This window comes from Nocardioides jensenii JCM 1364 = NBRC 14755 (genome assembly GCF_001552535.1).
Taxonomy (GTDB): Bacteria; Actinomycetota; Actinomycetes; order Propionibacteriales; family Nocardioidaceae; genus Nocardioides; species Nocardioides jensenii.
Map to the genome: position 1 here is coordinate 1 of NZ_BCRJ01000085.1, position 24,411 is coordinate 24,411.

Annotated in this window: 23 protein-coding genes; 14 read left to right on the plus strand and 9 right to left on the minus strand. The window is 70.2% G+C overall.

Annotated features, from left to right (window positions below):
* Positions 1–41: 41 nt before the first annotated feature.
* Complete coding sequence (locus NJ4_RS18170; protein ID WP_067438466.1) at positions 42–1,103, minus strand: polyprenyl synthetase family protein; 1,062 nt, start codon at positions 1,101–1,103, stop codon at positions 42–44.
* A 76-nt stretch (positions 1,104–1,179) separates the two neighbouring features.
* Here NJ4_RS18170 and metF point away from each other — a divergent pair, with 76 nt between their 5' ends.
* Both metF and NJ4_RS18180 read left to right on the plus strand, forming a co-directional pair.
* The gene (gene metF / locus NJ4_RS18175) at positions 1,180–2,070 is read left to right on the plus strand and encodes a methylenetetrahydrofolate reductase [NAD(P)H] (protein ID WP_067438310.1); all 891 of its coding nucleotides are present in this window, start codon (positions 1,180–1,182) and stop codon (positions 2,068–2,070) included.
* 61 nt (positions 2,071–2,131) lie between these two features.
* On the plus strand, positions 2,132–2,734 hold the full coding sequence (locus NJ4_RS18180; RefSeq protein WP_067438313.1) for an SIMPL domain-containing protein: 603 nt from the start codon (positions 2,132–2,134) through the stop codon (positions 2,732–2,734).
* A 26-nt stretch (positions 2,735–2,760) separates the two neighbouring features.
* On the opposite strand, the gene NJ4_RS18185 is transcribed toward NJ4_RS18180, so the two are convergent.
* The 5 genes from NJ4_RS18185 to NJ4_RS18205 form a co-directional block, all read right to left on the minus strand.
* A complete protein-coding gene (locus NJ4_RS18185; RefSeq protein WP_067438316.1) occupies positions 2,761–4,062 on the minus strand; it encodes a phytoene desaturase family protein in 1,302 nt (433 codons plus the stop codon).
* Between the two features lie 35 nt (positions 4,063–4,097).
* A complete protein-coding gene (locus NJ4_RS18190) occupies positions 4,098–4,628 on the minus strand; it encodes a hypothetical protein (protein ID WP_067438319.1) in 531 nt (176 codons plus the stop codon).
* A gap of 30 nt (positions 4,629–4,658) precedes the next feature.
* Positions 4,659–5,249, minus strand: coding sequence for a DUF4126 domain-containing protein (locus NJ4_RS18195; RefSeq protein WP_067438321.1), 591 nt, complete (start codon positions 5,247–5,249; stop codon positions 4,659–4,661).
* A gap of 110 nt (positions 5,250–5,359) precedes the next feature.
* Positions 5,360–5,719: an ArsC/Spx/MgsR family protein gene (locus tag NJ4_RS18200; RefSeq protein WP_067438324.1), complete on the minus strand. Its 360-nt coding sequence runs from the start codon at positions 5,717–5,719 to the stop codon at positions 5,360–5,362.
* Between the two features lie 13 nt (positions 5,720–5,732).
* The gene (locus tag NJ4_RS18205) at positions 5,733–6,197 is read right to left on the minus strand and encodes a YbaK/EbsC family protein (RefSeq protein ID WP_067438327.1); all 465 of its coding nucleotides are present in this window, start codon (positions 6,195–6,197) and stop codon (positions 5,733–5,735) included.
* Between the two features lie 649 nt (positions 6,198–6,846).
* Here NJ4_RS18205 and NJ4_RS18210 point away from each other — a divergent pair.
* The 7 genes from NJ4_RS18210 to NJ4_RS18240 all read left to right on the plus strand — a co-directional run bounded on the left by NJ4_RS18210 (position 6,847) and on the right by NJ4_RS18240 (position 15,145).
* Positions 6,847–7,224: a DUF6504 family protein gene (locus NJ4_RS18210; protein WP_082748852.1), complete on the plus strand. Its 378-nt coding sequence runs from the start codon at positions 6,847–6,849 to the stop codon at positions 7,222–7,224.
* Between the two features lie 14 nt (positions 7,225–7,238).
* Positions 7,239–7,730: an SAV_6107 family HEPN domain-containing protein gene (locus NJ4_RS18215; protein WP_169799291.1), complete on the plus strand. Its 492-nt coding sequence runs from the start codon at positions 7,239–7,241 to the stop codon at positions 7,728–7,730.
* Positions 7,723–11,559, plus strand: coding sequence for a DNA polymerase III subunit alpha (locus tag NJ4_RS18220; protein WP_067438333.1), 3,837 nt, complete (start codon positions 7,723–7,725; stop codon positions 11,557–11,559). The genes NJ4_RS18215 and NJ4_RS18220 overlap by 8 nt, the downstream gene beginning before the upstream one ends.
* Positions 11,560–11,626: 67 nt before the next feature.
* Positions 11,627–12,337 carry a methyltransferase domain-containing protein gene (locus NJ4_RS18225; RefSeq protein WP_067438336.1) on the plus strand — a complete coding sequence of 237 codons (711 nt, stop codon included), beginning with the start codon at positions 11,627–11,629 and terminating at the stop codon, positions 12,335–12,337.
* Between the two features lie 69 nt (positions 12,338–12,406).
* Positions 12,407–13,591, plus strand: coding sequence for a DNA polymerase IV (gene dinB / locus NJ4_RS18230; protein ID WP_067438339.1), 1,185 nt, complete (start codon positions 12,407–12,409; stop codon positions 13,589–13,591).
* A 105-nt stretch (positions 13,592–13,696) separates the two neighbouring features.
* On the plus strand, positions 13,697–14,137 hold the full coding sequence (locus tag NJ4_RS18235) for a DUF3040 domain-containing protein (protein WP_067438340.1): 441 nt from the start codon (positions 13,697–13,699) through the stop codon (positions 14,135–14,137).
* Positions 14,138–14,260: 123 nt separating this feature from the next.
* Complete coding sequence (locus NJ4_RS18240) at positions 14,261–15,145, plus strand: matrixin family metalloprotease (RefSeq protein ID WP_157551214.1); 885 nt, start codon at positions 14,261–14,263, stop codon at positions 15,143–15,145.
* A 14-nt stretch (positions 15,146–15,159) separates the two neighbouring features.
* Here NJ4_RS18240 and NJ4_RS18245 read toward each other — a convergent pair whose 3' ends face one another.
* From NJ4_RS18245 to NJ4_RS18255, 3 genes are read right to left on the minus strand one after another with little or no spacing between them, the layout of a single operon-like run.
* Positions 15,160–17,544 (minus strand): transglutaminase family protein, encoded by a 2,385-nt coding sequence (locus NJ4_RS18245; protein WP_067438346.1) that lies wholly within the window; start codon positions 17,542–17,544, stop codon positions 15,160–15,162.
* Entirely contained in the window at positions 17,541–18,863 is a 1,323-nt protein-coding gene (locus NJ4_RS18250) for a DUF58 domain-containing protein (protein ID WP_067438350.1), read from the minus strand. The genes NJ4_RS18245 and NJ4_RS18250 overlap by 4 nt, the downstream gene beginning before the upstream one ends.
* 24 nt (positions 18,864–18,887) lie before the next feature.
* Positions 18,888–19,811 (minus strand): AAA family ATPase, encoded by a 924-nt coding sequence (locus NJ4_RS18255; protein WP_245644617.1) that lies wholly within the window; start codon positions 19,809–19,811, stop codon positions 18,888–18,890.
* Positions 19,812–20,271: 460 nt separating this feature from the next.
* Here NJ4_RS18255 and mraZ point away from each other — a divergent pair, with 460 nt between their 5' ends.
* From mraZ to NJ4_RS18275, 5 genes are all read left to right on the plus strand, one after another.
* Positions 20,272–20,700, plus strand: coding sequence for a division/cell wall cluster transcriptional repressor MraZ (gene mraZ, locus NJ4_RS18260; protein ID WP_067438358.1), 429 nt, complete (start codon positions 20,272–20,274; stop codon positions 20,698–20,700).
* Positions 20,701–20,910: 210 nt separating this feature from the next.
* Complete coding sequence (locus tag NJ4_RS25735; protein ID WP_157551215.1) at positions 20,911–21,057, plus strand: hypothetical protein; 147 nt, start codon at positions 20,911–20,913, stop codon at positions 21,055–21,057.
* Between the two features lie 11 nt (positions 21,058–21,068).
* Positions 21,069–22,031, plus strand: coding sequence for a 16S rRNA (cytosine(1402)-N(4))-methyltransferase RsmH (gene rsmH / locus NJ4_RS18265; RefSeq protein WP_067438361.1), 963 nt, complete (start codon positions 21,069–21,071; stop codon positions 22,029–22,031).
* Complete coding sequence (locus NJ4_RS18270; RefSeq protein WP_157551216.1) at positions 22,028–22,609, plus strand: hypothetical protein; 582 nt, start codon at positions 22,028–22,030, stop codon at positions 22,607–22,609. The genes rsmH and NJ4_RS18270 overlap by 4 nt, the downstream gene beginning before the upstream one ends.
* Positions 22,606–24,396, plus strand: coding sequence for a peptidoglycan D,D-transpeptidase FtsI family protein (locus NJ4_RS18275; protein WP_245644618.1), 1,791 nt, complete (start codon positions 22,606–22,608; stop codon positions 24,394–24,396). Before NJ4_RS18270 ends, NJ4_RS18275 begins: the two co-directional genes overlap by 4 nt.
* Positions 24,397–24,411: the final 15 nt, after the last annotated feature.

Consider the following 24,411-nt stretch of genomic DNA (forward strand, 5'->3'; position numbering starts at 1 on the left):
GCCCAGGCTCGCCTGCGAAACTGACCGCTCCCAGAAGACGTTCAGTGCACGCGCTGGGTGACCGCGGCCGACAGATCGCGCAGGGCGGTCTTCGCCTCGTCGCGCAGGGGAGCGGCGTCGAGGGCGTCCAGAGACAGCCGGGAGAGCTCGTCGATCATCGCCTCGACCTGACGGTCGGCACCGGAGTCGACGATCAGCGCACGCAGGTCCTGGACCTGCCCCGGTGAGAGGGCCGTGCCCAGGGCGCGGTCGAGTACGTCGGCCCGCTGCGAAGGTGAGCCGTCGAGGGCGAGGGCCACGAGCACGGTGCGTTTGCCCTCGACCAGATCGTCGCCCGCGGGCTTGCCGGTGACCGCGGGATCGCCGAAGACACCGAGCTGGTCGTCGCGCAGCTGGAAGGCCTCGCCCAGCGGCAGTCCGAAGCCGGTGAGTGCGGAGAGCGTCGCGGCATCGCCACCGGCCAGGGCGGCACCGACATGGAGCGGGCGCTCGATGGAGTACTTGGCCGACTTGTAGCGCAGAACGGTCATCGCGGTGTCGACGTCGGCCCGGCCCCGGGCCTGCACGGACACGTCGAGGAACTGGCCGGCCACGACCTCGGAACGGCAGATGTCGAAGACGTCCATCGCCGGGGAGACCCGCTCGAGGGGGAGTCCGCACCGGCGCAGCAGCTCGTCGGACCAGGTCAGCAGCAGGTCGCCGAGCAGGATCGCCGCCGCCGCGCCGTACTGCACGGGGTCACCGGCCCACGCGGCCTTGCGGTGCTCGGCCTCGAAGGCGCGGTGCGTGGCGGGCCGTCCGCGACGGGTGTCCGAGGCATCCATGAAGTCGTCATGCACCAACGCGCTTGCGTGGAGCAGCTCGAGGCTGGCGCAGGCACGCAAGAGGGCCTGTTCCTCGGCCGGATCGGGGCTGCTGACCGCGTGGAATCCCCAGTAGCAGAACGCGGCGCGGAAGCGCTTGCCGCCGGCGACCGCGAGGCGGGCCTCGGCGATCAACCGGGCTGCGTCGTCTCCCAGGGGTGCCAGCCGAATCGCCTGCTCGTCGAGGAAGTCGTCGATCACGGACTGGAGGCTGGCCCGGAAGGCCGCTTGGTCGGTCACGACGTCGAGCCTAGTCACCCGGTTCTGCAGGGTGGACATCACCCGTCGGGCCGACGGGCATCACTAGACTCCCGGTATGGAACAGGAGACCCCGCGCGGCATTGGGCAGATCATCCGTGAGGGTGAGCGCTCGTTCTCATTCGAGTTCTTCCCGCCCAAGGACGAGGCGGGCGAGGCGCAGCTGTGGCAGGCGATCCGCGAGCTCGAGCCCTATCGGCCGACGTTCGTGTCCGTGACCTACGGCGCCGGTGGGACGACCCGCGACACCACCGTGGCGATCACTGCCCGCATTGCGCGCGAGACCACGATGGTGCCGATGGCCCACCTCACCTGCGTCGGCCACACCGTCGACGACCTCCGCAGCGTGCTCACGTCGTTGACCGAGTCCGGCGTACGCAACGTCCTCGCGCTGCGCGGTGACCCGCCGGGTGGGCCCGGCACACCGTGGGAGCCGACCGAGGGCGGGGTCAACTACGCCTCCGAGCTGATCACCGTGATCAAGCAGAACGCCGATGTCAGCGTCGGCGTCGCGGCCTTCCCGGAGGGCCACGTCGACGCGGCCAGTCTCGACGACGACGTCGCGGTGCTGCGTGCCAAGCAGGACGCGGGCGCCGAGTTCGCGGTGACCGAGATGGTGCTTCGTGCCTCGGACTACTTCGGTCTGGTCGAACGCGCCCGGGCCAACGGCGTCGACATCCCGATCATCCCGGGCATCATGCCGATCCTGAACATCAACTCGATGCGCCGCATGGTCGAGCTCTCCCGCCGTGAGCTGCCCACCGAGGTCGTCGATCGGCTGCGTCCCCTCGAGGACGACAAGGCCGGCCTGCGCGCCGAGGGCATTCGCATCGCCACGGAGCTGTGCGACGCGATGCTGGACGGCGGCGCGCCGGGGCTGCACTTCTACACGCTCAACCGTTCGAAGGCGACCCGCGAGATCTTCGAAGGCCTGCGGATCACGGTCTGAGGCACTCACGGCTCCGGGTCCCTGGGAGGCCGAGGCTGTCGAGACCACTAACCTCATCCCCATGGATCGCACAGTCAGCGTCACCGGACAGGGCACGGCAGCGGCGGTGCCGGACAGTGCCGTCGTACGCGTTGCCGTCGTGCAGCGTGCCGACACGGTGTCCGAGGCCTTTGCCGGCGTCGCGTCGGGCGTCGATGACCTGTTCGGCAGTGCCGTCGAGTTCACCCACGAGCGCCGGATCGCCTCCCGCGACCTGAACGTCTGGCCGGCTCACGACAACCAGGGTGAGCGGTCCGGGTTCGAGGCGCGGCACGCCCTGGAGATCGGCTGCGCCGACCCGGACGCGGCCAGCGCCCTGCTCGAGGCCCTCGTGGAGGCCGTCGGCGATCGGCTCCAGGTCGAGAGCGTCTCCTTGGAGGTCTCCGACCAGACGGAGGCGGTGGTGGCTGCCCGCGCGGCGGCCTACGACGACGCGGTGGCGCGGGCCACCCACCTCGCCGGGCTGGCCGGTGCCCACCTCGGCCCGGTGGTGTCGGTGACCGAGGGCGGTGCCGGTGGTGCCCGTCCGACGGCGCTTCGAGCGGCCAAGGCCGACATGTCGTTCGCGCCGGGGGAGTCCACCACGCACGTGGCGCTGCAGGTCACCTGGCTGCTTGCGCCCTGATTCGGGCGCAACGCCCTGCGAACCGGTCAGGCCGGGCCGATCTCCTGGGCGACCAGTGCGGCCGACAGTCCGACGTACGGGATGCCCGCACCGGGATTGGTGTGCGCGCCCGCGGAGTAGACCCCCGGTACGGGGGTGGTGGAGGAGAGTCGCTCCTTGAGGGTGCTCCGGCCCTGCCACAGCACGCCCATCGGTGAGCCACCCCACTGCTCGACCTGGGTGCGCGGTGACCTGTCGACCCGGACCTCCACGAAGGGGCGCAGGTTGATGCCCTTGCGGACGAGCCCGAGCACGATGTCCTCGGCCAGCAGGCCGCGGCCGAAGATGGTCACCGCCTTGCCGCCGTCGGGAGCCGTGCCCCCGGTGCGTACGACGATCAGCGGATCGCCGTGGAAGACCGACTCCGCGGGCAGGTCGGGGACGTCACCGGTCAGCCCGAGGTGGCACACCACGGGTGGAATGGCCGGCATGGTGCGGCGTACGAACGGCGCCAGCGTCGGGATGCGACGCGGGTCGCCGGCACACACGACCACGTCGGCGTCGAGCTCGCCCGCACTCGTCGCGACGGCCGCGGCCCGCCCCGAGCGCACCACGATGTCGGAGACCGTCGTGTCGGTGAGCACGTTCACCTTGCGGGTGGCGAGTCGCTGCGCGAGTACGCCGGACAACCGCCCGAACCCACCCTCGATCGTCCAGGCGCCGAACCGCTGCTCGACGTAGGAGGCCATGCCCATCCAGGCCGGGACGTCGCGGGTGTCGTGACCCTCGAAGACGAAGGGGTGGGCGGCGAGCAGGCGCAGTCGGTCGTCCTTGAACGACTTCTTCACCCGCTTGGCCATCATCTCGCGGGTGAAGATGCGTGCCGAGGTCTCCTTGCTCGCGATCTCCGGGACCCACGGCCGCTCGAGATAGTCGCGTCGGATCGCCTCCCAGTCGTCGGCGAACCCCTCGACGTACGCCGCCCACTGGTCACCGAGGCCGGCACCGAGGCCGTCGAGGGCATCGATCTGCGCTGCCCGCGAGCCGCCGGGCAGGGCGACGGAGGTGTCGTCCTGGAAGTGGTGGGTGCGCATGATCGGCTGTTGCACCAGGTCGATCTCGCGTTCGAGCGGGCGACCGGTCTTGCGGAACAGGTCGCGCACGACGGCGGGGAGCAGAGTCGTCGACGGGCCGGCGTCCCAGGTGAACCCGTCCTGCTCGACGGTGCCCATCGCGCCACCGAGCTGGGGCATCTGCTCGACCAGGGTGACCTCGTGTCCCAACTTGGCCAACCGAGCGGCCGAGGCCATGCCTGCGAAGCCTCCACCGATCACCACGACGCGCCCCATGCGCTGAACCCTAGTGGTGTGCCCTGCAGGCCGACTCAGGCAGTCGGCCCCTGGGTGCGCACGTCGGCGACCTTGGCCATCGCGCCGCGAAGCTCGTCGAGCCAGTCCTGCTCGTGCTGTCCGACCAGGCGCACGCACCAGGCCAACGCATCGGCACGGGAGCGGGCCACGCCGGAGTCGACGAGGGTGTCGAGGACCAGCCGCTGTGGCTGCCTCAGTCGCGTCATCACCGGGACCGCGATGTGGGTCCACAGCTCGTCGTGCTCGCCGATCCGGACGCCCCACGCGACCTTGCGTTCGAAGCGGTGCTCGGCCTCGCGGGCGATCTTCATCCGTTGTTCGCGGGTCTCCTCGCGGAAAGCTGCGGCCCGGCCGGCGCGCGCCTCGGCGGTCTCGGCCTCCGACGGTGCGCCGTCGCCGAAGGCGGTCTCGATGTCGGGGATCGTGAGAACGACCGTGATCTCCTCGCGGTCGATCGTGGTGCTGGCGGGCTCGGCCTGCCACTCCTCGGGGAGACGCCCGGCGAACCAGCCGCGGACTCGCTCCCTGCTCTCGTCTGTAATCATGTAATCAAGATTACAGCCGCCCCCAAGAAGTCAGGCGTACGCCGGAGGTCGGGGTTCTCGACCCTTCCAACGCCGCCAGAACTTCCGGATCAGCCGGGCCGCGAAGTAGAGCACCACGAGGCCGAGCACGAGGAACACCGCGGCAATGGAGGCGGCCGCGACCGGATGCTCGATCGCGAACCACACCACGCCGAGCACGGCGAAGTCCTCGGCCACGCTGGCGGTGATGTTGGTGACCGGCTCGGGTGAGGAGTTGATCGCCATCCGTCCCCCCATCTTCACCGCGTGTGAGGCCAAGGCGCTGCCGCCGCCGACGACGCCGGCCAGGGCGCCGTTGAGCGAGTCGGCCTCGCCGGCGACGAGGACGCCGAGCACTGCCCCGACCGTCGGCCGGATCGCGGTGGAGATCGCGTCCCAGGTCGAGTCGATCAGCGGGATCTTGTCGGCCACGAACTCCATCGCATACATGAACCCGGCGATGCCGAGGACTTCCCAGCGACCCAGCACGTGCGGGATGCCGTCGGCGCCCAGGCGCTCACCGAGGCCCAGCACGAGCACCACCAGATAGCTGTTGATGCCACTGGCCCAGCCGTTCGAGAACACCAGCGCGAGTGATTCCACGGAGTGGACTCTAGTGCCCACGGCGCCAGGACGACGGCACCTCGTCGTCCGCTCGTGCAGTCACTGCGTCATGCGGAGCCGGTTCGGTTCGCACGACGCCGTGGCAAGCCTCAGGACCCGAGGACCCTGGACAGCGTCTCGTCGTCGCGGGCGACCACGGCGGTGCCGTCGTCGAGGGTGATGATCGGACGCTGGATCAGCTTGGGGTGCGCGGCCAGTGCGGCCACCCAGTCGCCGCGGTGGGCATCGTCCTTCGGCACGTCCTTGAGTTCGAGCTCCTTGGCGATCGGCTCGTTCATGCGGGCGATGTGCCACGGCTCGAGGCCCAGCCTGGCCAGCACGTCCTCGATCTCGTCGACGGTCGGCGGGTCGTCGAGGTAGCGACGCTGGGTGTAGTCGCCGCCGGCCTCGTCGAGCGCGCCCACCGCCGTACGACACTTCGAGCAGGCCGGGTTGATCCAGATCTCCATGTGGGACACGGTCTCACTCCACCTCGAGCTCGGTCGCGCCGGTCATCGTGACCAACTCGTCGTAGGTCGTGCTGAACACCGCCGCCGGGTGACCCGCCGCGGCCCACACGACGTCGTGCTTGCGCAGCCACGGGTCGATGTACGTCGGCACCGGTGCCGGGTGGGCGATGGGGGAGACCCCGCCGATCACCTGCCCGGTGTGGTGTCTGACGAAGTCGGGCTCGGCGCGCTTGAGCGGACCGGTCGTCGCCTCGACCTTGACTGTGTCGACCCGGTGGGCACCGCTGGTCAGGATCAGCACCGGGCTGCCCGCGGAGTCGAAGAGCAGGCTGTTCGCGATCGCGCCGACCTCGCAGCCGAGCGCCTCGGCGGCCAGTGCTGCGGTGTGCACCGAGTCGGGGAGCACGACGATCTCGCCGGTGCCGCCCTGCTCGGTCAGGACCGCACGGAACTTCTCGATCGAGGGGTGTTCTGCCATGGCGCAGACTCTAGCCATGGTCGTCGACACCCGTGGGACGAGTTGGCTCGAGGTGTGCGGCCCCCGAGCGTGGGAATGTTCTCAGCGGTGATCGGTCAGGAAGGGGGCGTCGTGAAGGGTGCGTTGGGGTGCCTCGGGGTGGTGGCTGTGTTGTTCGCTCTCCTGTTCGGTCTGCTCTGGTTCGTCGTGTCCGAGACCGATGACCAGAGTGACCTGGATCTCGAATGCTGGCTGGATGCCGGGTGAGCACGTGAGTGCGTGCGTCGATCCTGACCGGCCCGAACGGCACGTGCTTCGCACCGTGGGCACCGAGACCTGCGGTGACGAATTCATCGGATCCTCCGTCGAGACGGCGGAACCTGCCGACTGAGAGGGAGCGCTCTCGCCCGTTTCGAAGTCCGTCCGGCTTTCTCCGGACAGGGGTTGAGTCCTGTCCTTGCGGCGGTGTACCTTTGACTCGTTCGAACAAATGTTCGATCACCTCCCGGTGGAGGCGACCTCGACCCCCGCCTCCACCGGGATCACGCCTTCGCACACGACGGACGTGAGCACCGCAGCACCAGGGGCCGAAGGGGTCGAGGAGCAGGGGTCGAGAACAACACATCAGCAGGGGTCGAACCGTCACGAAGCTCTGGGGAAGGAGCAGGACATGCGTCGGTACGACGATCCCGTGGAAGTCCGTAGGGGAATGGTGGGTGAGCCCGGCCGTCAGGTCGAGGCCCCCGAGCAGTTCCTCTGGCGAGGCACGTTGTGGAAGGTGCGTGACGTCGTCGCGCACTGGGTGGAGACCGGGCCCTGGTGGCAGTCGGCCGATGCCCGGGCCCTGGTCGGAACCGACGGGGAGGAGACGCCCGGCAGGTCCGGAAGGCTCGGTGGCAGGGGACTGTCGGTGGCCAGTGCTGGACTGCTCTCGGAACGCGAGATGTGGCGGGTCGAGGCCGGCAACGGCATGACCAGCACAGGGGTCTTCGACCTCTCCTTCTCCTGGACCGACGGCAACTGGCAGCTTCTCGGCTGCGCGGACTGAACGGAGCGACGACGATGAACCCCTACTGCCTTCCCGCCACCACCCACTCCTACCTCGAGCGGGCGGCCGAGTCCCTGCGCGAGGCGATCACCGCGACCGAGGTGCCCACCCGCTACGCCTGCGCGCACGTCGCGGCGTTGCGGGCGGCCGCCGCGCTGATCGCGGCCAAGGCCGTGCCGACTCCCGTGACCGCACGCCGCCGGGCCCAGAAGAACGCCTGGGTGCTGCTCACCGAGGTGGCTCCCGAGCTCGGTGAGTGGGCGGCGTTCTTCGCCGCCGGTGCGTCCAAGCGGGCCGCGGCCGAGGCCGGGTCGACCCGGGCGGTCACCGAACGCGAGGCCGACGACCTGGTCCGTGAGTCCGACCGGTTCCTGGCCGTGATCGAGCAGTCGTTGGGCCTCTCGCCCCACGTGTCCTACGAGCGTCAGCTGCCCCTACGCGCCGGAGGCGCGCACTGGGGCGAGGGCAGGGGCGTCCTGAACGAGCGAGCTGGGAGAAGTGCCTGACCCCTTTGTCCATCTTCACGTGGCCTCCGGCTACTCGCTCCAGTACGGCGCAAGCCATCCCCACGTGCTGGTCGAGCGCGCCGTCGAACAGGAGATGGACACGCTCGCGTTGACCGATCGTGACGGCACCTACGGTGCGGTCCGGTTCGTCAGGGCCTGCCAGAGTGCGGGTGTCCGGCCGGTGTTGGGAGTGGACCTGGCGTATGCGGTCACGAACCCGACAACGTCATCCGGTGGGGTTGCCCGAGCGGCCGGCACGTATGACGTCCGTGCGGGGGCACGGCGCAATCCGGTGCGGGGCGGGGCGTTCCGCGAGCAGGGGCAGCGCCGGGCGGTGTTCCTGGCCTCCGGGAAGGCGGGGTGGGCGGCGATCTGCCGGCTCGTCTCGGCCACTCACCTGGCAGGCGTTCGGGGCCGACCGGTGACCACGCCCGAGCTGATCGCCGAGCACCTCGGCGACGACGTGCTCGTGCTGCTCGGCCCGTCCTCGACGCTGGGTGATGCGGCCACCGCGCGCCGTGACGACCACGCCCACGACGTTCTCGCCCGCTGGCGCGAGATCGTCCCGGCCGGCAACCTCCTCGTCGAGGTCACCTCCCACCGGCTTCCCGGCTCCGCCAACGGTTGGGGCCCGGGCACCTCGGCCCATGCCGCCCGCATGGCCGGGGTGGCCGGACAGGCCGGGCTGCCGGTGGTGCTCACCAACGCGGTTCGCTACGCCGACCGGCTCGACGCTCCCACCGTCGACGTCCTCGATGCCGCCCGCACCCTGGTGCCCCTCGGCTCGGCCGGGCTCGCCCGCATCGGGCCGGATGGGTTCCGTGGCAACGCCGAGGGCTTCCTCAAGTCCGGCAAGCAGATGCACGACGTGGCCGAGGAGATCTGCCGGTACGCCGGGCTGGGTGATCGTGAAGCGCGCGACCTGCTGGCCCGCACCCGCCAGGTTGCCGACCGGTGCGCACTCGATCCGAGGCGGGACCTCGGGTTGGGCGAGGTGCACTTCCCGGAGTTCGAGCTCGCGCGAGGCACGAGCCTGCTCGGGACGGATGACGCGTGTCGAGACCCGGACGCCGACGGGATGCTGCGGGCGCGGTGCGAGGCGGCGATCGGGCGCCGTTACGGGAACGCGCCACGGCAGCGCATCTGGAAGCGGCTCGACGACGAGCTCGAGGTGATCCGCGGGCTCGGCTATGCCTCCTACTTCCTCACCGTCGGCGACGTGGTCGACCTGATCCGCGAGATGGAGGTGCGGGTGGCGGCGCGGGGCTCGGGCGCCGGCAGCCTGGTCAACTACCTGCTCGGTGTCTCGGGGGTCGACCCGATCCGGCACGGCCTGCTGATGGAGCGGTTCCTCTCACCACTGCGCGAGGACCTGCCCGACATCGACGTCGACGTGGAGTCCGCACGCCGGCTCGAGGTCTACGACGCGATCCTCGACACCTACGGCGGCGAGCGGTGCGTGGCGGTCTCGATGATGGACACCTACCGGGTGCGTCATGCGGTGCGCGATGTCGGGGCGGCACTCGGCATGCCGCCCGGCGAGACCGACGCGATCGCCAAGGCCTTCCCGCACATCCGGGCCAGGGATGCCCGGATGGCGTTGAAGGACCTGCCCGAGCTGCGGGCCAGTGGGTTGGGCGAAGAACGCCTCGACCTGATGTTTCGTCTGGTCGAACGCCTCGACGGCCTGCCCCGCCACATCGCGATGCACCCGTGCGGTGTGCTGCTCTCCGACGCGACCCTGCTCGACCGCACCCCGGTGGAGGCCAGCTACGCCGGCTACCCGATGAGCCAGTTCGACAAGGACGACGTCGAGGAGCTCGGCCTGCTCAAGCTCGACGTGCTCGGCATCCGCATGCAGTCCGCGATGGCGCACGCGCTCACCGAGATCAAGCGGGTCGACGACGTCGAGATCGACCTCGACAGCGAGGCGGAGGTGCCCTTCGACGACGACCAGACCTTCGAGATGATCAGCGAGTCCAAGACGCTGGGAGTCTTCCAGATCGAGTCGCCCGGCCAACGCGAGCTGGTCGGCAAGTCCGGCATCGAGAGCTTCTCCGACATCATCACCGACATCTCCCTGTTCCGGCCCGGGCCGGTCAAGAGCGACATGATCACGCCCTACCTCAACGCCAAGCAGGGCTGGAAGATGCCGTCGTACCTCCACGACGACCTCAAGCCGATCCTGTCCCAGACCCACGGCGTGGTGGTCTTCCACGAGCAGGTCATCGAGATCATCGCCCAGTTCGCCGGGGTGACCCGGGCCGAGGCCGACGAGAAGCGCCGAGCGCTGGGCGACACCGAGGGCATGGCCGACACCAGACTCTGGTTCTTCCCGCGGTGCCTGGCCCTGGGCTACACCACCCGGGTCGCCGAGCAGATCTGGAAGATCCTCGAGGCCTTCGCGTCCTTCGGCTTCTGCAAGGCCCACGCGGCCGCGTTCGCGTTGCCGACCTACCAGTCGGCCTGGCTCAAGGCGCACTGGCCGGCGCACTTCCTCTCCGGCGTGCTCACCCACGACCCCGGCATGTATCCCAAGCGGCTGATCCTCGACGACGCCCGCCAGTTCGGCATCACCGTGCTCGGCCTCGACGTCAACCGCAGTGCGAAGGCGTACGTCGTGGAGAAGGTCGACGACGGCTACGGCATCCGGCTCGCGCTCGCGGAGGTGAAGGGGATCAGCGAGAGCGAGGTCGAGCGCATCATCACCGCCCGTGGCGGCCAGGGAGGCGAGTCGTCGGTGGCCTACCAGTCGTTGACCGACTTCTGGCACCGTGCCCACGTGTCCCGACCGGTGGTCGAACGGTTGGTGCTGGCCGGTGGCTTCGACGACCTCTACGGCATCGGGTCGCCCCACGACGTACGCCGTCGCGGCACGGTGACCCGTCGTGACCTGTTGCTCCAGGTCGCCGAGCTCGACCGGATCGCCCGGTCGGTGGCCCGGTCCTCGACCCGCGGGCGGGGCCTGTCCTCGAAGGGGCTGAGCCCCGCGGCGCGCACACCCGCGCAGGAGCGGGCCGACCAGGCCGCCGAACGCAGCAGCAGTGACCCACTGACCAGGGAGGAGGCCCCGGTCGCCGAACGGCATCCGCTGGCCTCGGCGGGAGTGTGGGCCAAGGCGGCCGCCCAGTCGCAGGCGACCCGGGCCCCACGCTCGGTCACCAGCGTCCAGCTCACCCTCGAGCTGGGCGACGAGCCGGGCGAGGAGGGCAGCGGTCTGCCCGAGATGAACGTCGAGGAGCGCATGAAGGCCGAGCTCGAGATCCTCGGCCTCGACGTCAGTGCCCATGTCGTCGACGACTACGCCGCCTTCCTCGACGAGCTCGGCGTGGTGCGCAGCAAGGCCCTCCTCTCACAGCGCAGCAGGTCCGACTTGCTGGTGGCCGGGGTCAAGGTGGCCACCCAGACCCCGCCGATCCGTTCCGGTCGCCGGGTCATCTTCCTGACCCTCGATGACTCCACCGGCCCGGTCGACGCCACCTTCTTCGAAGATGCGCAGGGCCCCTACGCCGCCACGGTGTTCCACTCCTGGCTGCTGGTGGTGCGGGGCGAGCTGCGCCGTACCGGCCGGCGAGGGGTCTCGGTGCGGGCCACCGGCTGCTGGGCGCTGCCCGAGCTGCACGCCGTGTGGCGGGCCGGGGGAGTCGAGGCGGTGCGCGAGGAGATGGCCCGGGTGCCCGGCGGATTCGAGAGCTCCGGCCCCAAGCGAGTGCTGGTGCACACCAGCGGGTTCCGGATGTCGCCCTACTCCGACATCAAGCCCGCCGGCGAGCAGACCCGCGAGGTGGCCCGCAAGCTGTGGCACCGCAGCCCCGGGAGCGCCGGATGATGACCTCCGCCGCCACGACACGCCAACCAGTGCAGCGCCCCCGGCCCCGACCACTAGTCTGGGAGCCATGTCTGCCAGTGAACGCCGAGGCGCCACCCGCACCGCTGTCGTCTGGGACTCCCTGCGCGACGTGCTCGCCACTCCCGGCGACGTGCTCGACATCGGAGGCGGCACGGGCGGGTTCGCGGTGCGCGTCGCCGAGCTCGGTCACCGGGTCTCCGTGGTCGACCCCAGCCCCGACGCCCTCGCCGCGCTCGGCAGGCGTGCCCAGGAGTTCGGCGTCGCCGACCGGGTCACCGGCCAGCAGGGTGAGCTCTCCGGACTCCTCGACGTGGTCGGCGAGGCCAGTGCCGATGTGGTGCTGTGCCACGGCGTCCTCGAGATCGTCGACGACCCGGCCGCCGCACTCGCCACCCTGGCCACGGTGCTCCGGCCCGGCGGCACCCTCAGCCTCCTCGTCGCCCAGCGCCACGCGGCCGTCGTGGCCCGGGCGATGGCCGGCCACTTCGCCCAGGCACGTGCCGTGCTGGCCGGCGACTCCACCGGCAAGGCCGGTCACCGGTTCACCAGCGATGAGCTCACCACGCTGCTCGACACCGCCGGCTTCAGCACCCGCTCCATCCACGGGATCCGGGTCTTCGCCGACCTGGTCCCGGGTTCGCTGCTCGACCTCGAGCCCGGTGCCACCCAGGCGCTGCTCGACCTGGAACAGGAGGTCGCGTCCCGCCCCGAGTACCTCCCGCTGGCCACCCAGGTGCACGTGCTCGCCACGCACTGACCCGGGTCGAGTGCTCAGGTGGTTGCCAGAGCGACCACCTGAGCACTCGACCTGGGGAGGGCGGTCGCGATGAGCGACCTCTCCGCAGGCTGCCACCTGCTCCACGTCGACATGGACGCGTTCTACGCGTCGGTGATGATTCGCGACCGGCCCGACCTGGCCGACGTCCCCGTGATCGTCGGTGGTGGGCACCGCGGCGTGGTGCTCTCGGCCAACTACCCGGCCCGGGTGCACGGGGTTCGCTCGGCGATGCCGATGACCCGGGCTCGGCGTGCCTGCCCGCAGGCAGTGGTGATCAGCCCCGACCACGATGCGTTCAGCACGGTTTCGTCCTCGGTGATGGAGACCTTCCGCCGGGTCACCCCGCTGGTCGAGGCGATGTCGCTCGACGAGGCGTTCCTCGACGTCAGCGGCGCCACCCGGCGACTGGGCTCGCCGCTGCAGATCGCGGAGATGCTCCGCGCCCGGGTGTACGACGAACAACGCGTCACCTGTTCGGTGGGCATCGCGAGCTCGGTCTCCGTCGCCAAGCTGGCCAGTCGCCGTGCCAAGCCCGACGGTGTCCTGGTCGTGCCCTCCGGGCAGGTGACCTCGTTCCTGCATCCGCTCGACGTCGGCGAGCTGTGGGGCGTGGGGGAGAAGACCTCCGAGATGCTCCACCGGCTCGGGCTGAACAGTGTCGGCGACGTGGCGCACACTCCGTTGCGCACCCTGCAACGCGCCGTGGGGGTGGCCCTGGGCAGCCAGCTGCACGACCTGGCCTGGGGCAGCGACCGGCGCACGATCACGCCGCGCCGACACACCGAGGACCCCGACAAGAGCATGGGCGCCGACGAGACCTTCGGTCGCGACACCGATGACCGTGAGCTGATCCTGCGGGAGGTGTTGCGGCTCTCGGCGAAGGTGGCCGGGCGCATGCGCACCGCCGGGGTGGCCGGTCGCACCATCACCCTGCGGGTCCGCTTCGCCGACTTCACCACGATCACCCGGTCCCGGACCCTGCCCGAGGCCACCGACGTGACCCAGGAGATCCACCGCACCGCCACCCGGTTGTACGACGCCCTCGGTCTGCAACGGGCCCGCGTGCGGCTGGTCGGCGTACGCGTCGAAGGGCTGGTGCCGCGGCACAGCGTCCACCGGCAGTTGGTGCTCGGGGAGCGCGAACACGGCTGGGCCGAGGCCGATCAGGCGGTTGACCGGGCCGCCAGGCGCTTCGGTTCCGCCGCGGTGCGACCGGCCAGCCTGATCGGGTGATCGAACAACTATCAACAATTTCGGCTACCGGGTACCACCTTTGCGAGACGCTGCCTAGACTTGTCCTAGAGGCCACAGGTCCAGCGTTGCGAACAAGGAGGAAACGTGCCGCTCTCGGAAGAGGAACTCCGACTGCTCGAGCAGATGGAGCGCGCCCTCGTCGAGGAGGACCCCAAGTTCGCGTCGACGTTGCGGGGCACCTCGTTCAAGCGAGCGGCCCGCCGTCGCGCGATCCTCGCCGGCGTCGTCTTCGTGCTCGGCATCGCCGTGCTCATGTCCGGCGCGATCTTCCGGCTCATCCCGGTCGGCGTGATCGGCTTCGTGGTCATGCTGATCTCGGCGACCTACGGCCTCACGGCCCTGCGCGGGAGGGCCACTCCGGCCAAGGAGGGCGAGGTCAAGGAGACCCGCCACCACGGGTTCGGCGTCGTCGACGGTGGGCGCACGCATCGCCCGAAGGCCCGCCGCGAGCGTTCCTCGGCCCCGTTCATGGAGCGCATGGAAGAGCGGTGGCGTCGCCGCCGCGACGACAACGGCGGTTTCTGAGCACGCCCGTCGTCAGGTGAACGGCCCCCAGGCCCGCACGGGCGATGACGGGGCGCGTGAGAGATCGGTGGCGAAGAGCACGGTTCGCCTGCCCCGTCAGGTGGCGTGCACCAGAATGACTCCGTGAACGAGCGACGCAACGAGCGTGAGCGCCGGGCCCGCGCCCGGGAGCTCGAGCGCCTGATGAAGCAGCTCGACGACGCCGACGCCCGACAGGGGCTGGGTGCCTGGCCCCCGGCCGACCGGAGCCGACGAACCCGCACGAACGCGGGGACCAAGACCCGCACGAACACCCGCACCACGACCTGGTTGCTCTCCGGCACCATCACGGTCCTGCTGCTCGGGATCATCATCGCGCTCCACCCGGGGCCGCAGGCCACCGCAGTTCGCCGGCTGCTGGGCTTCGGCGAGGGCCGGATCATGGCGGCACCCGAGGTGCCTGATGGGCCGGGCGACTACGCGTTCGTGGCCACGCAGCGTGACGGTCGTACGCCCGTGGGCTACGACCCGTGCCGGGTCATCGAGCTCGAGATCAACCCCGACGACGCCCCCGACGACTACCGCGACCTGGTCGACACCGCGACCCGCCACATCAGCGAGGCCACCGGTCTGGCCTTCAAGGTCGTCGGCACCACCGACACGCGGCCCTCGGGGCGACCGGACGATGCGAAGGGGCCGGCCCTGGTGGCCTGGGCCGACGAGGGCGAGGTGTCCGAGCTGGAGGGAGACGTGGCCGGCGTCGCCGGCAGTCGGGCGATGGGCATCGGCAACGGCCCGATGTTCTTCGTCAGTGGGGCGGTCACGCTCGACACCGAGGTCTTCTCCGACGACGATGTGCCCCGCGACCAGCTGCAGGCGATCGTCGACCACGAGTTCGGGCACCTCGTCGGCCTCGACCACGTCGACGATCCCCGCGAGCTGATGTACGCAGAGAGCGTCGGCGTCACCGAGTTCGGCCCGGGCGACCTGCGCGGGTTGGCCGAGATCGGGCGCATCGCCTGCCGGTGACTGCCGGCCCGTGGTCAGGAGATCTGGTCCACCGGGCCGGTCCGGTGCCGGCGTCCGCCGATCGATGACGGCATCGCTCGACGCCCCGGGCGGGTCGTCCCGGAGACCAGGGAGGGTGGCAGCCACTCGGCACGCCACCGCGCACGCTGGCCGACGCCGCCCCGGAGTGCGGCGATGCAGCGGTCCAGGTGGGCTCGTACGACGTCCGCACCGGCGCCCACGGGCGTGGCCGCATACCGTGACTGCTCAAGCGCCGCGACGAGAGCATCCAGAGAGACCACGGCCTCGGGGTTCACCTCGGCGCCGGTGCGCGGGACGACCGCGTGGTCGGCTCCGACGGCGGGCCCGAAGAAGGTCGCGATCTGGGCACCCGTGGCTCGTGGTGATCGGCCCTCCGGCCAGGCCCGACCGACGTCGACGGTCACGTCACGCAGCTCGGCCCAGGCGATCTCGGCGGGGTCGCCGCCGGCGTGCCAGCGCCGCGAGCTGCGTGCCCGGCGCACCGCGCGTGGCGTGAGGGCCAGCCCCGCCAGCAGCACCAGTGCTCCACCACCCCAGAGGAAGGGGACCACCGAGAAGCCGTCGTCCTGGTCCTTCTGCCCGTCCTCGTCCTGCTGGGGCGTCGTGGTGGGCTCGGCCGTGGTCGGCTTGGTGGTGGGCGCCGCGGAGCTGCTCGGGTCGGCGGAGTTCGAGGGGTCGTTGGCGTCATCGATGAGGTCGTCGGAGTAGGTCGGGACCAGGTCGATGTGCGTCGACGGGGTCGGTTCGAACTTCACCCAGCCGGCGCCCTTGAAGTAGATCTCCGGCCACGCGTGCAGGTCCTTCGAGCTGAACTCGAAGACGCCGGACTCGAGGCGGGTGGCCTCGAAGAAGCCGACCGCCACTCGAGCCGGGATGCCGATCGAGCGCGCCATCACGGCCATCGCCGAGGCGAACTGCTCGCAGTAGCCCTCCTTGTCCTCGAGGAACTGCAGCAGTGCGCTGTTGCCGTTGCCGGCCTCGACCCGGTCGGTGTTGTACTCGAACTGGCCCCCGCGGAAGTACTGCTGGAGCGCCTGCACCTTCTCGAACTCGGTCGGGTAGCCCTCGGTGATCTCCTTGGCCAGGTCCGTGACCTCTCGTGGGACGTCGGGGAGCGCGGCGTAGCGCGTCTCGATGTCGCCCGGGGGAGTGCCGGCCGCGGCGAGTTGCCGACCGGAGAAGTCGGGGATCAGCTCCGTCAGCGAGTAGTTGATGCCGGCAGTGTCCTTCTGCTTGTCATTGGTGTAGAAGTCGAGGATGTCGGCGTCGTAGCCCCAGTTCGGCCCGGCTTCGATGTCGGAGACGTACATCGGCGCGGGCAGCCACCAGGACTTCAGGTTGTCGGTGATCGTGACCTGCCAGTCGCGGGTCTCGGTCTCGTACTCGTCGGTGAGCCCGATCGGCCGGGGCACCTTGCCCTCGGTCGTCTGGTCACCGCGCAGGTCGCGGTTGCCGGGAGTCCAGGCCTCGCCGGTGAACGTGGTCAGCACCGAGAGACGCAGGTAGCGCGGGGTCGAACCGCGGGAGTCGACGAGCACCAGCGGGACGTCGTCTCCTTGCACGAGGTCGCGGCGCAGGTCGGTCATCGGGTTGGTGATGCGCACCTCACGGTCGCCGGACCCACCCGGGCCCTTTCCGCCGATCAGGTTCAGGTTGAACGTCGGGATCAGCAGCGGGACGAACAGGGCCAGGGCGGTGGCCGTGGCCCCGAGTGCGACCGGATGGCGTCGCGCGTCGCGGCCACCCCAGGAGACCAGCCTGTCCGCATCGCCGGGGGCACCGAACTGGCGCCCCCAACGGGCGATCCGTCCACCCTCCTGGACGGCGAGCATGATCAGGAAGCCGGTCACCGTGCACACGAAGATCAGCCAGCTGACCGACCGGTCGAGGATGCTGACCGGGAGGGTGTAGATGACCAGGAGAGGCAGCCCCGCGACCGGGACCCGACCCAGGGTGACCGCACAGAGGTCGACCAGGATGTGGCACAACATGCCGCCGAGCACCAGCACCGGTGCGACCTCTTTGACACCGCGGGGGATCGGGGCGGCGTACGTGCGCAGCGCCTCCATGCCGTTGGCGAACTCCTGGGCGGCCGCCGTGATCGAGCCGCCGGTGGGGAACAGCGAGGTGCCGTAGGCCGCGTTCGCGAACAACAGCAGCATGAGGAGCTGGCTGGCCACCACGATCAGGATCGGGAAGCGGGCCCAGCGAGTGAGCACCCCGACCGCACTGACCAACGGGATGCCCAGCATGAGCGGCAGCAGGTAGACGCCGGCGGTCTGGACGAAGCCACTCCAGGCCAACAGCGCCAACCACGAGGTGGCGGCCGTGGCCATCACCAGTGGCAGCGAGACCCCACCGTGCGCGCGCCCGGTCATGTCGCGCCAGCCCCGGTCGCGTCGACCGGGGCTCCGGCCGACGGGTGGGTCTCGAGCCGCACGTCGACGCCGGTGGCCGATCGACGCCCCAGCTCCTGCCACAGCGAGGGGAGGTTGGACGAAGGTCCGCAGGAGACCGCCCGCCAGCCGAGGGCGCTCAACCAGGCGGCCGTGGAGGTCGTACCGGTCGGCTCGCCCGCCTGCGACCCCCGCGACCACGCGTCGACGTCGAGTGCGATGGCCATGGGCGAGGTGCCGTGCAGGCGCATCCGGCGCAGAACCGTCTGGTCGTGGTTGTCGAGTGCACCCAGCACGCCGACCAGCAGGCTCGAATGGGTCGAGTCGCCGAGCCAGTCCGTGGCCAGATGCGTACGCCGGGTCGGCGCGATCACCGCCAGCGCCTCCAGCAGCGGGCCGGTGTTCTGCGCGGAGCTGCGGTCGTGCCACGCGGTGTTGGGGTCCTCACCCTCGGCCGTGACGAGACGGACCGTGAACCCGCGCTGGGTCAGGTGAACCGCGATGGACGCGGCCGTGGAGACCGCCGCCTCAAGCGAGGAGGCCACCCCCTGACCTCGATGGGCGGTCGCCCGGTTGTCGATGAAGATCGTCGCGCGCGACTGCCACGGCTGCTCCTCGCGGCGCACCATCAGCTCGCCGACGCGGGCGCTGCTGCGCCAGTGCACCCGGCGCAGGTCGTCGCCGCGACGGTATTCACGCACGGTCACGTCCTCGGCGCTGCCGGTGGCGAAGGCACGCGGTCGGTTGTCACCCGATCCGGTCCACGCCCCGGCGAGTGGAACGGCGGGGAGTCGCACGGTGCGTGGGGTCACCGTGACCGGCACGGTGGTCTGGAAGGCACGACCGAGCTCGACCAGGCCGAACGGGTCGGAGACGCGCACCGTCATCGGCCCGATCTCGAACCTGCCCCGCACGTCGGAGCGCACCTGGTAGGTGACCGTGCGGTGCACCTCGTGCCGGATGCCGTCGACGACGAAGCGCGGCCGGGTGCCGAGCACGAACGGCACCTGGTCCTCCAGGAGCAGAAGGCCGGTCGGCGTACGCCCCTGGTTGGTCAGCTCGAGGGAGACCTGCGCGGGTTGGCCGGCCGAGACCAGTTGGGGGCCGACGGTGCGGACCAGGGAGAGCTGGTAGCGGCTGCGGCCGATGAGGAACGCGGCCAGCAGCGGCAGCGCCACGAGCAGGACGCCGATCCGGGTCAGCGATCCCTGGTCGAGCAGCATGGCGCAGACCACGGCAGTCGTGCCCGCGGCGAGGAAGGCCCTGCCGCGGCTGGTGAGTCCGGCCAGTCCCGTGCGCATCGCGTCCCCCTCGTCCCGCTCCGCTCAGGCCGTCGTCGGCACGGGGACGGCGGCAACGATGGACTCGAGGATGGCACCGGTGCTCCGACTGCTCATCGCGGCCTCCACGCTCGGCAGCAGACGGTGCGCGAGCACCGGTCGAGCCATTGCGTGGACGTCGTCGGGCAGCACGTAGTTGCGGCCGTGCACCGCTGCGTAGGCCTTGGCGGCGCGGATCAGGTGGAGCGAGGCGCGCGGCGAGGCGCCGAGGTTGAGATCGGGGGTGTTGCGGGTCGCGGTGGTCAGCGAGACCGCGTAGCGCAGGACCGCGTCTGCGGTGTGGATGCCGTTGACGATGCCGATCAGCTTGCGGATCTCGCCGGCGTCGGTGACCGGCTCGAGGTCGTCGAGCGGGTTGTGGCTGGAGTGGGAGGCGAGCATCGCGATCTCGGCGGCATGCACCGGGTAGCCCATGGAGATGCGGGCCATGAAGCGGTCGCGCTGGGCCTCGGGGAGGGCGTAGGTGCCCTCCATCTCGATCGGGTTCTGGGTGGCGATCACCATGAACGGCGACTCGAGCTGCCAGGTGTTGCCGTCGACGGTGACCTGGTGCTCCTCCATGCACTCCAGCAGCGCGGACTGGGTCTTGGGGGAGGCGCGGTTGATCTCGTCGCCGACCACGATGTTGGCGAAGATGCCGCCGGGACGGAACTCGAACTGCCGGGTCTCCTGGTTGAAGATGCTGACCCCGGTCACGTCGGAGGGCAGCAGGTCAGGAGTGAACTGGATGCGGCGCACGGTCGAGTCGATCGACCTGGCCAGTGCCTTGCTGAGCATGGTCTTGCCGACCCCGGGGATGTCCTCGATGAGCAGGTGACCCTCGGCGAGGAGCACGGTCACGGCCGTGGTCACCACCTCGGTCTTGCCCTCGATCACCGAGTCGATGTTGTCGCGGACCTTCGCTGCCACTCTCGCGACGCTCTCCACGTCACCCGTCTCCACCGCCACCGGCGTGCCTCCACGTCCCTTGTCGTGGGCGCTCCCCGCAGCGGCGCCCTCGTTCCTCCGACCAGTCAACCGTACGTCTGGTCGTCCACCCATGGGACGCCCCCGGATCGGGATCGGTTCGTGACCTCCGGGGGTTTCCTGCTCGGACCCTCCACTTTTTCCTCCACTTCGCTCCACCTCCGGCTCGCTGCTCTCCTCCACCGGGGCACCACCTCGACCCCCGAAGTCGCGTGAAACCGGGTCTGACCTGCACGAACAGGCGCTCGGCCAGGCGTTCGTCGTACGCCGCACCGACCGGAAGCGGCGCGCAGCAAAACCGGAATCGGGCGCCGAAACACGCATGGAATGGTTGACGGTGGGTGGAAGTGGAGTAATGTGGGGCGAAGTGGAGGACAGTAGGACCTGACAGGGGAGGTGCCGGATGTTTTTCGGCACCTACACGCCCAAGCTCGACGACAAGGGCCGTCTGTTCCTCCCGGCGAAGTTCAGAGAGGAATTGGCCGAGGGACTCGTGGTCACCCGAGGGCAGGAGCGCTGCCTGACGGTCTGGTCCATGGAGGACTTCGGTCGGCTCACCGATCGACTCCGCGAGGCGCCGGTCACCAACAAGAACACCCGTGACTACGTCCGCATGCTGTTCGCGGCGGCGTCGCAGGAGGTTCCTGACAAGCAGGGCCGGATCGGCATTCCGTCGGTGCTGAGGGAGTACGCCTCCCTCCGCAAGGACGTGATGGTGATCGGGGCGATGAACCGGATCGAGATCTGGGACCCCGCCTCGTGGCAGGAGTACTCCGAGGAGCAGGAGCAGAAGTTCTCCGAGCTCAGCGACGAGGTCTTCCCCGGCATCTGAGCAGGGCCGCACCGGATCGCACCGGCACAACTCAACAGCTGGATCGCAGGACGAGGTCTCGAGCCCGCTCCCTGACTGTCATCTGGGGTCACTTCCCCGATTCCAGACGGCAACTTCCCCCTTCGAGGGGAGCGGGCAGGGACCTGGCTCTGCGATCCGGCAGCACCACCGATCCACCCACCAAATCCACGTCAGCCAGGGGTCGAAACCATGAGTCTGAGTGTCAGCGGCACGCCGCACACGACACAGCGCGTGCGCGACCAGGCTCGCGACGTGGTCGCCGTGATGGCCTTCTCGGCCACGGTCTCCGTCGCACTGACGGTCGTCCTCCTGCTGCTGATGACCTTGGGTCGGTAGGCGCGGATCCGATGAGCAACCCCCGCCACGTCCCGGTCCTGCTGGACCGGGTCGTCGCTCTCATGGCACCTTCCCTGGACCACCCCGGGTCGACGTACATCGACGCCACGCTCGGCCTCGGTGGTCACAGTGAGGCCGTTCTCGCGGCCTGTCCCCAGGCCCGTCTGATCGGTGTCGACCGCGACCCCAACGCCCTCGCGATGGCGGGGGAGCGGCTGGCGCCCTTCGGCGACCGGGTCACCCTGGTCCACGCGGTGTACGACGAGATTCCCCGCGTGCTCGATGACCTGGGTCTGGCCCGCGTCGACGTGGTGCTCTTCGACCTCGGCGTCTCCTCGATGCAGCTCGACGTCCGTGAGCGGGGCTTCGCCTACGCCCAGGACGCGCCACTCGACATGCGGATGGACGACACCGTTGGCCTCACCGCGGCGGACGTGCTCAACACCTACCCGGTGGAGGAGCTGACCCGCATCCTGCGCGACTACGGCGAGGAGAAGTTCGCCCGCCGCATCGCCCAGCACGTGGTCAGGGCCCGGGAGACAGAGCCGTTCACCTCGTCGGGTCGCCTGGTCGAGCTCTTGTACGACGCCATCCCCGCGCCCGCCCGGCGCACCGGGGGACACCCGGCCAAGCGCACTTTCCAGGGCCTTCGCATCGAGGTCAACGACGAGCTCAACGTGTTGCGGCGGGCGATCCCGGCGGCGATCGACGCGGTGGGGGTCGGCGGCCGCGTGGTCGTGGAGTCCTACCACTCGCTGGAGGACCGACTTGTCAAGCACGCGTTCACCGCGGCCACCAGCACCGACGTGCCCCCCGACATGCCGTTCGTCCCCGCCGGCCACGAGCCGACCTTCCGCGCCGTCACCCGCGGGGCCGAGAAGGCCCGCGAGCCGGAGCTCACCGACAACCCGCGGGCCGCATCGGTCCGCCTTCGCGCAGTAGAACGCCTTCGAGACACAGGAGCCTCCTCATGAGCAGCCCTCTTCCCCAGAGCCGGGTTCGTGTGCAGCGCATCGCCGAGGCCGCCGTCGAGCGGGCCCGCCTGCGCGTCGTGCCGCGGCTGAGCAGCCGCGCGCCCCGGGTGCCGTTCGTGACCTTGGTCAGCCTCCTGCTGGTCGCCGGTGTGGTGGGGCTCCTCATGTTCAACACCAACATGCAGCAGAACTCGTTCGCCGCCACCGAGCTCGAGCAACAGGCCAATGAGCTGACCTCTCGCGAGCAGACTCTGCAGATGGAGCTCGAGAAGCTGCGCGACCCGCAGCGCCTGGCCGAGAAGGCCCAGAGCATGGGCATGGTGCCGGCGGTCTACCCGGCGTTCGTGCGACTCTCCGACGGCAAGGTGCTCGGCGAGCCGACCGTGTCGACCGCCGAGAACGGCTTCGACGCCCGCCCGCCGGAGGCTCGCAAGCCCAAGGCTCTGGACCCACCGCCCATCGAGATCAAGGTTCCGGCGAAGACGAAGGCGCAGCGGCGTGCCGAGGCTCGCCAGCGCACGCGATCGGGTTCTAATGGCTCGACCAGCACCAACCAGGGAGACCGGAGCGAGCGTTGAGCCTTCGACACCAGACCACGCGGGCAACCGTCCGCGGGTCGGCGCCGTCTCGCAGCGCGGGGCTCTTCCGGCTGCGCTTCGGCTTCGTCGTGATCGCGATGGTGCTCTCCGTCTTCGGCGCCCGGCTGCTCCAGCTCCAGGGCCTCGACCCGCACGCCTACGCCGCGATGGCCGCCCGTGAGGGCGTGCAGAACGTCGTGCTGCCGGCCGAGCGGGGCGCCATCACCGACCGCAACGGGGTCGAGCTGGCCACCTCGGTCGACGGGCTGATGATCGTCGCCGACCCGCAGATGACCGAGGACGACGCCGGACCGATCGCGTCCTACCTCTCCCAAGAGCTCGAGATCGACTACTTCGCCACCCTCGCCAAGCTGCGCAAGGACGACACCCGCTTCCAGTACGTCGCCCGTCGGGTGCCCTCCACGGTGGCCCGTCGAGTGATCGACGCACTCGAGGAGAAGGGCTACAAGGGCCTGACCACGCGGCGTGACCCGATGCGCGACTATCCGGCCGACGACGTGGCCGCCAACCTGATCGGCTTCATCGGCGATGACGAGGACTTCGGCCCCCTCGCCGGGTTCGAGCGCACCTTCGACAAGCAGCTCTCCGGCGTCGACGGCAAGACGACCTATGAGGTCGGTGGCGGCAACCGCATCCCGCTCGGCACCAACAACACCGTCAAGCCGGTCAACGGCAAGGACCTCCAGCTCACCATCGAGCGCGACGTCCAGTGGTTCACCCAGCGGGTCCTGCGGGAGGCGGTGCGCGGGGCGAAGGCCGACTCCGGCACCGCAGTGGTGGTCAACACCGAGTCGGGCGAGATCCTCGCCGACGCCGACTACCCGACGTTCAACGCCAACGAGCCGTTGAAGTCGCCCGAGCGCAACCTCGGCTCACGGGCGACCAGTGACCCCTATGAGCCCGGCTCGGTGGAGAAGGCGCTGACCTTCTCGGCCCTGATCGACGCGGGCAAGATCACTCCGCGGACCCAGATCACCGTGCCCTCGGTGCTGGAGAGCCAGAACGCCGTGATCCACGACCACTGGGACCACGAGACGATCCACCTGACCGCCGCGGGCGCACTCGCGAAGTCCTCCAACATCGGCACCGCGCTCTCCGCGCGCGAGTTCACGCCCGACGAGTTGAACGGCTACCTCCGCGGCTTCGGCCTCGGGCAGCGCACCGACATCGGGGTCCGTGGCGAGAGCGCCGGCCGGATCCCCGACCCCTCCACCTGGGGTCAGCTGGGCCAGGACAACATCGCCTTCGGCCAGGGCCTGAGCGTCAACGCGGTCCAGATGGCTGCTGCGATCAACACCATCGCCAACGACGGCGTCTACATCGACCCCAGCCTGGTCAAGGGTGAGGCGGTCGCCGACAACGGAGTGAAGGTCGGCACGTCGACCACCCAGACCCGCCGCGTGATCAGCGAGGAGGCGGCGCGTCAGACCTCCGAGATGATGGAGCTGGTCACCGACCCGGTCGACGGCATCGCCCCGACGAGCGCGATCCCCGGCTACCGAGTGGCCGGCAAGACCGGAACCGCCCAGCGGGTCGGCAAGGAGTGCGGCTGCTACGACGGCACGTTCACGGTGTCCTTCGCCGGGTTCGCTCCGGCCGACGACCCCAAGTTCACCGTCTACGTCGTGATCCAGAACCCCCGCAACGGGATGGGTGGTGGCGCAGCGGCCGGCCCGGTCTTCCAGAAGGTGATGACCTACCTGCTCCGCAAGTACGGCGTCCCGCCCACCGGCGCCCGCCCCACCACGCTGCCGGTCGAGTGGTGACCCGCGACGGCGACG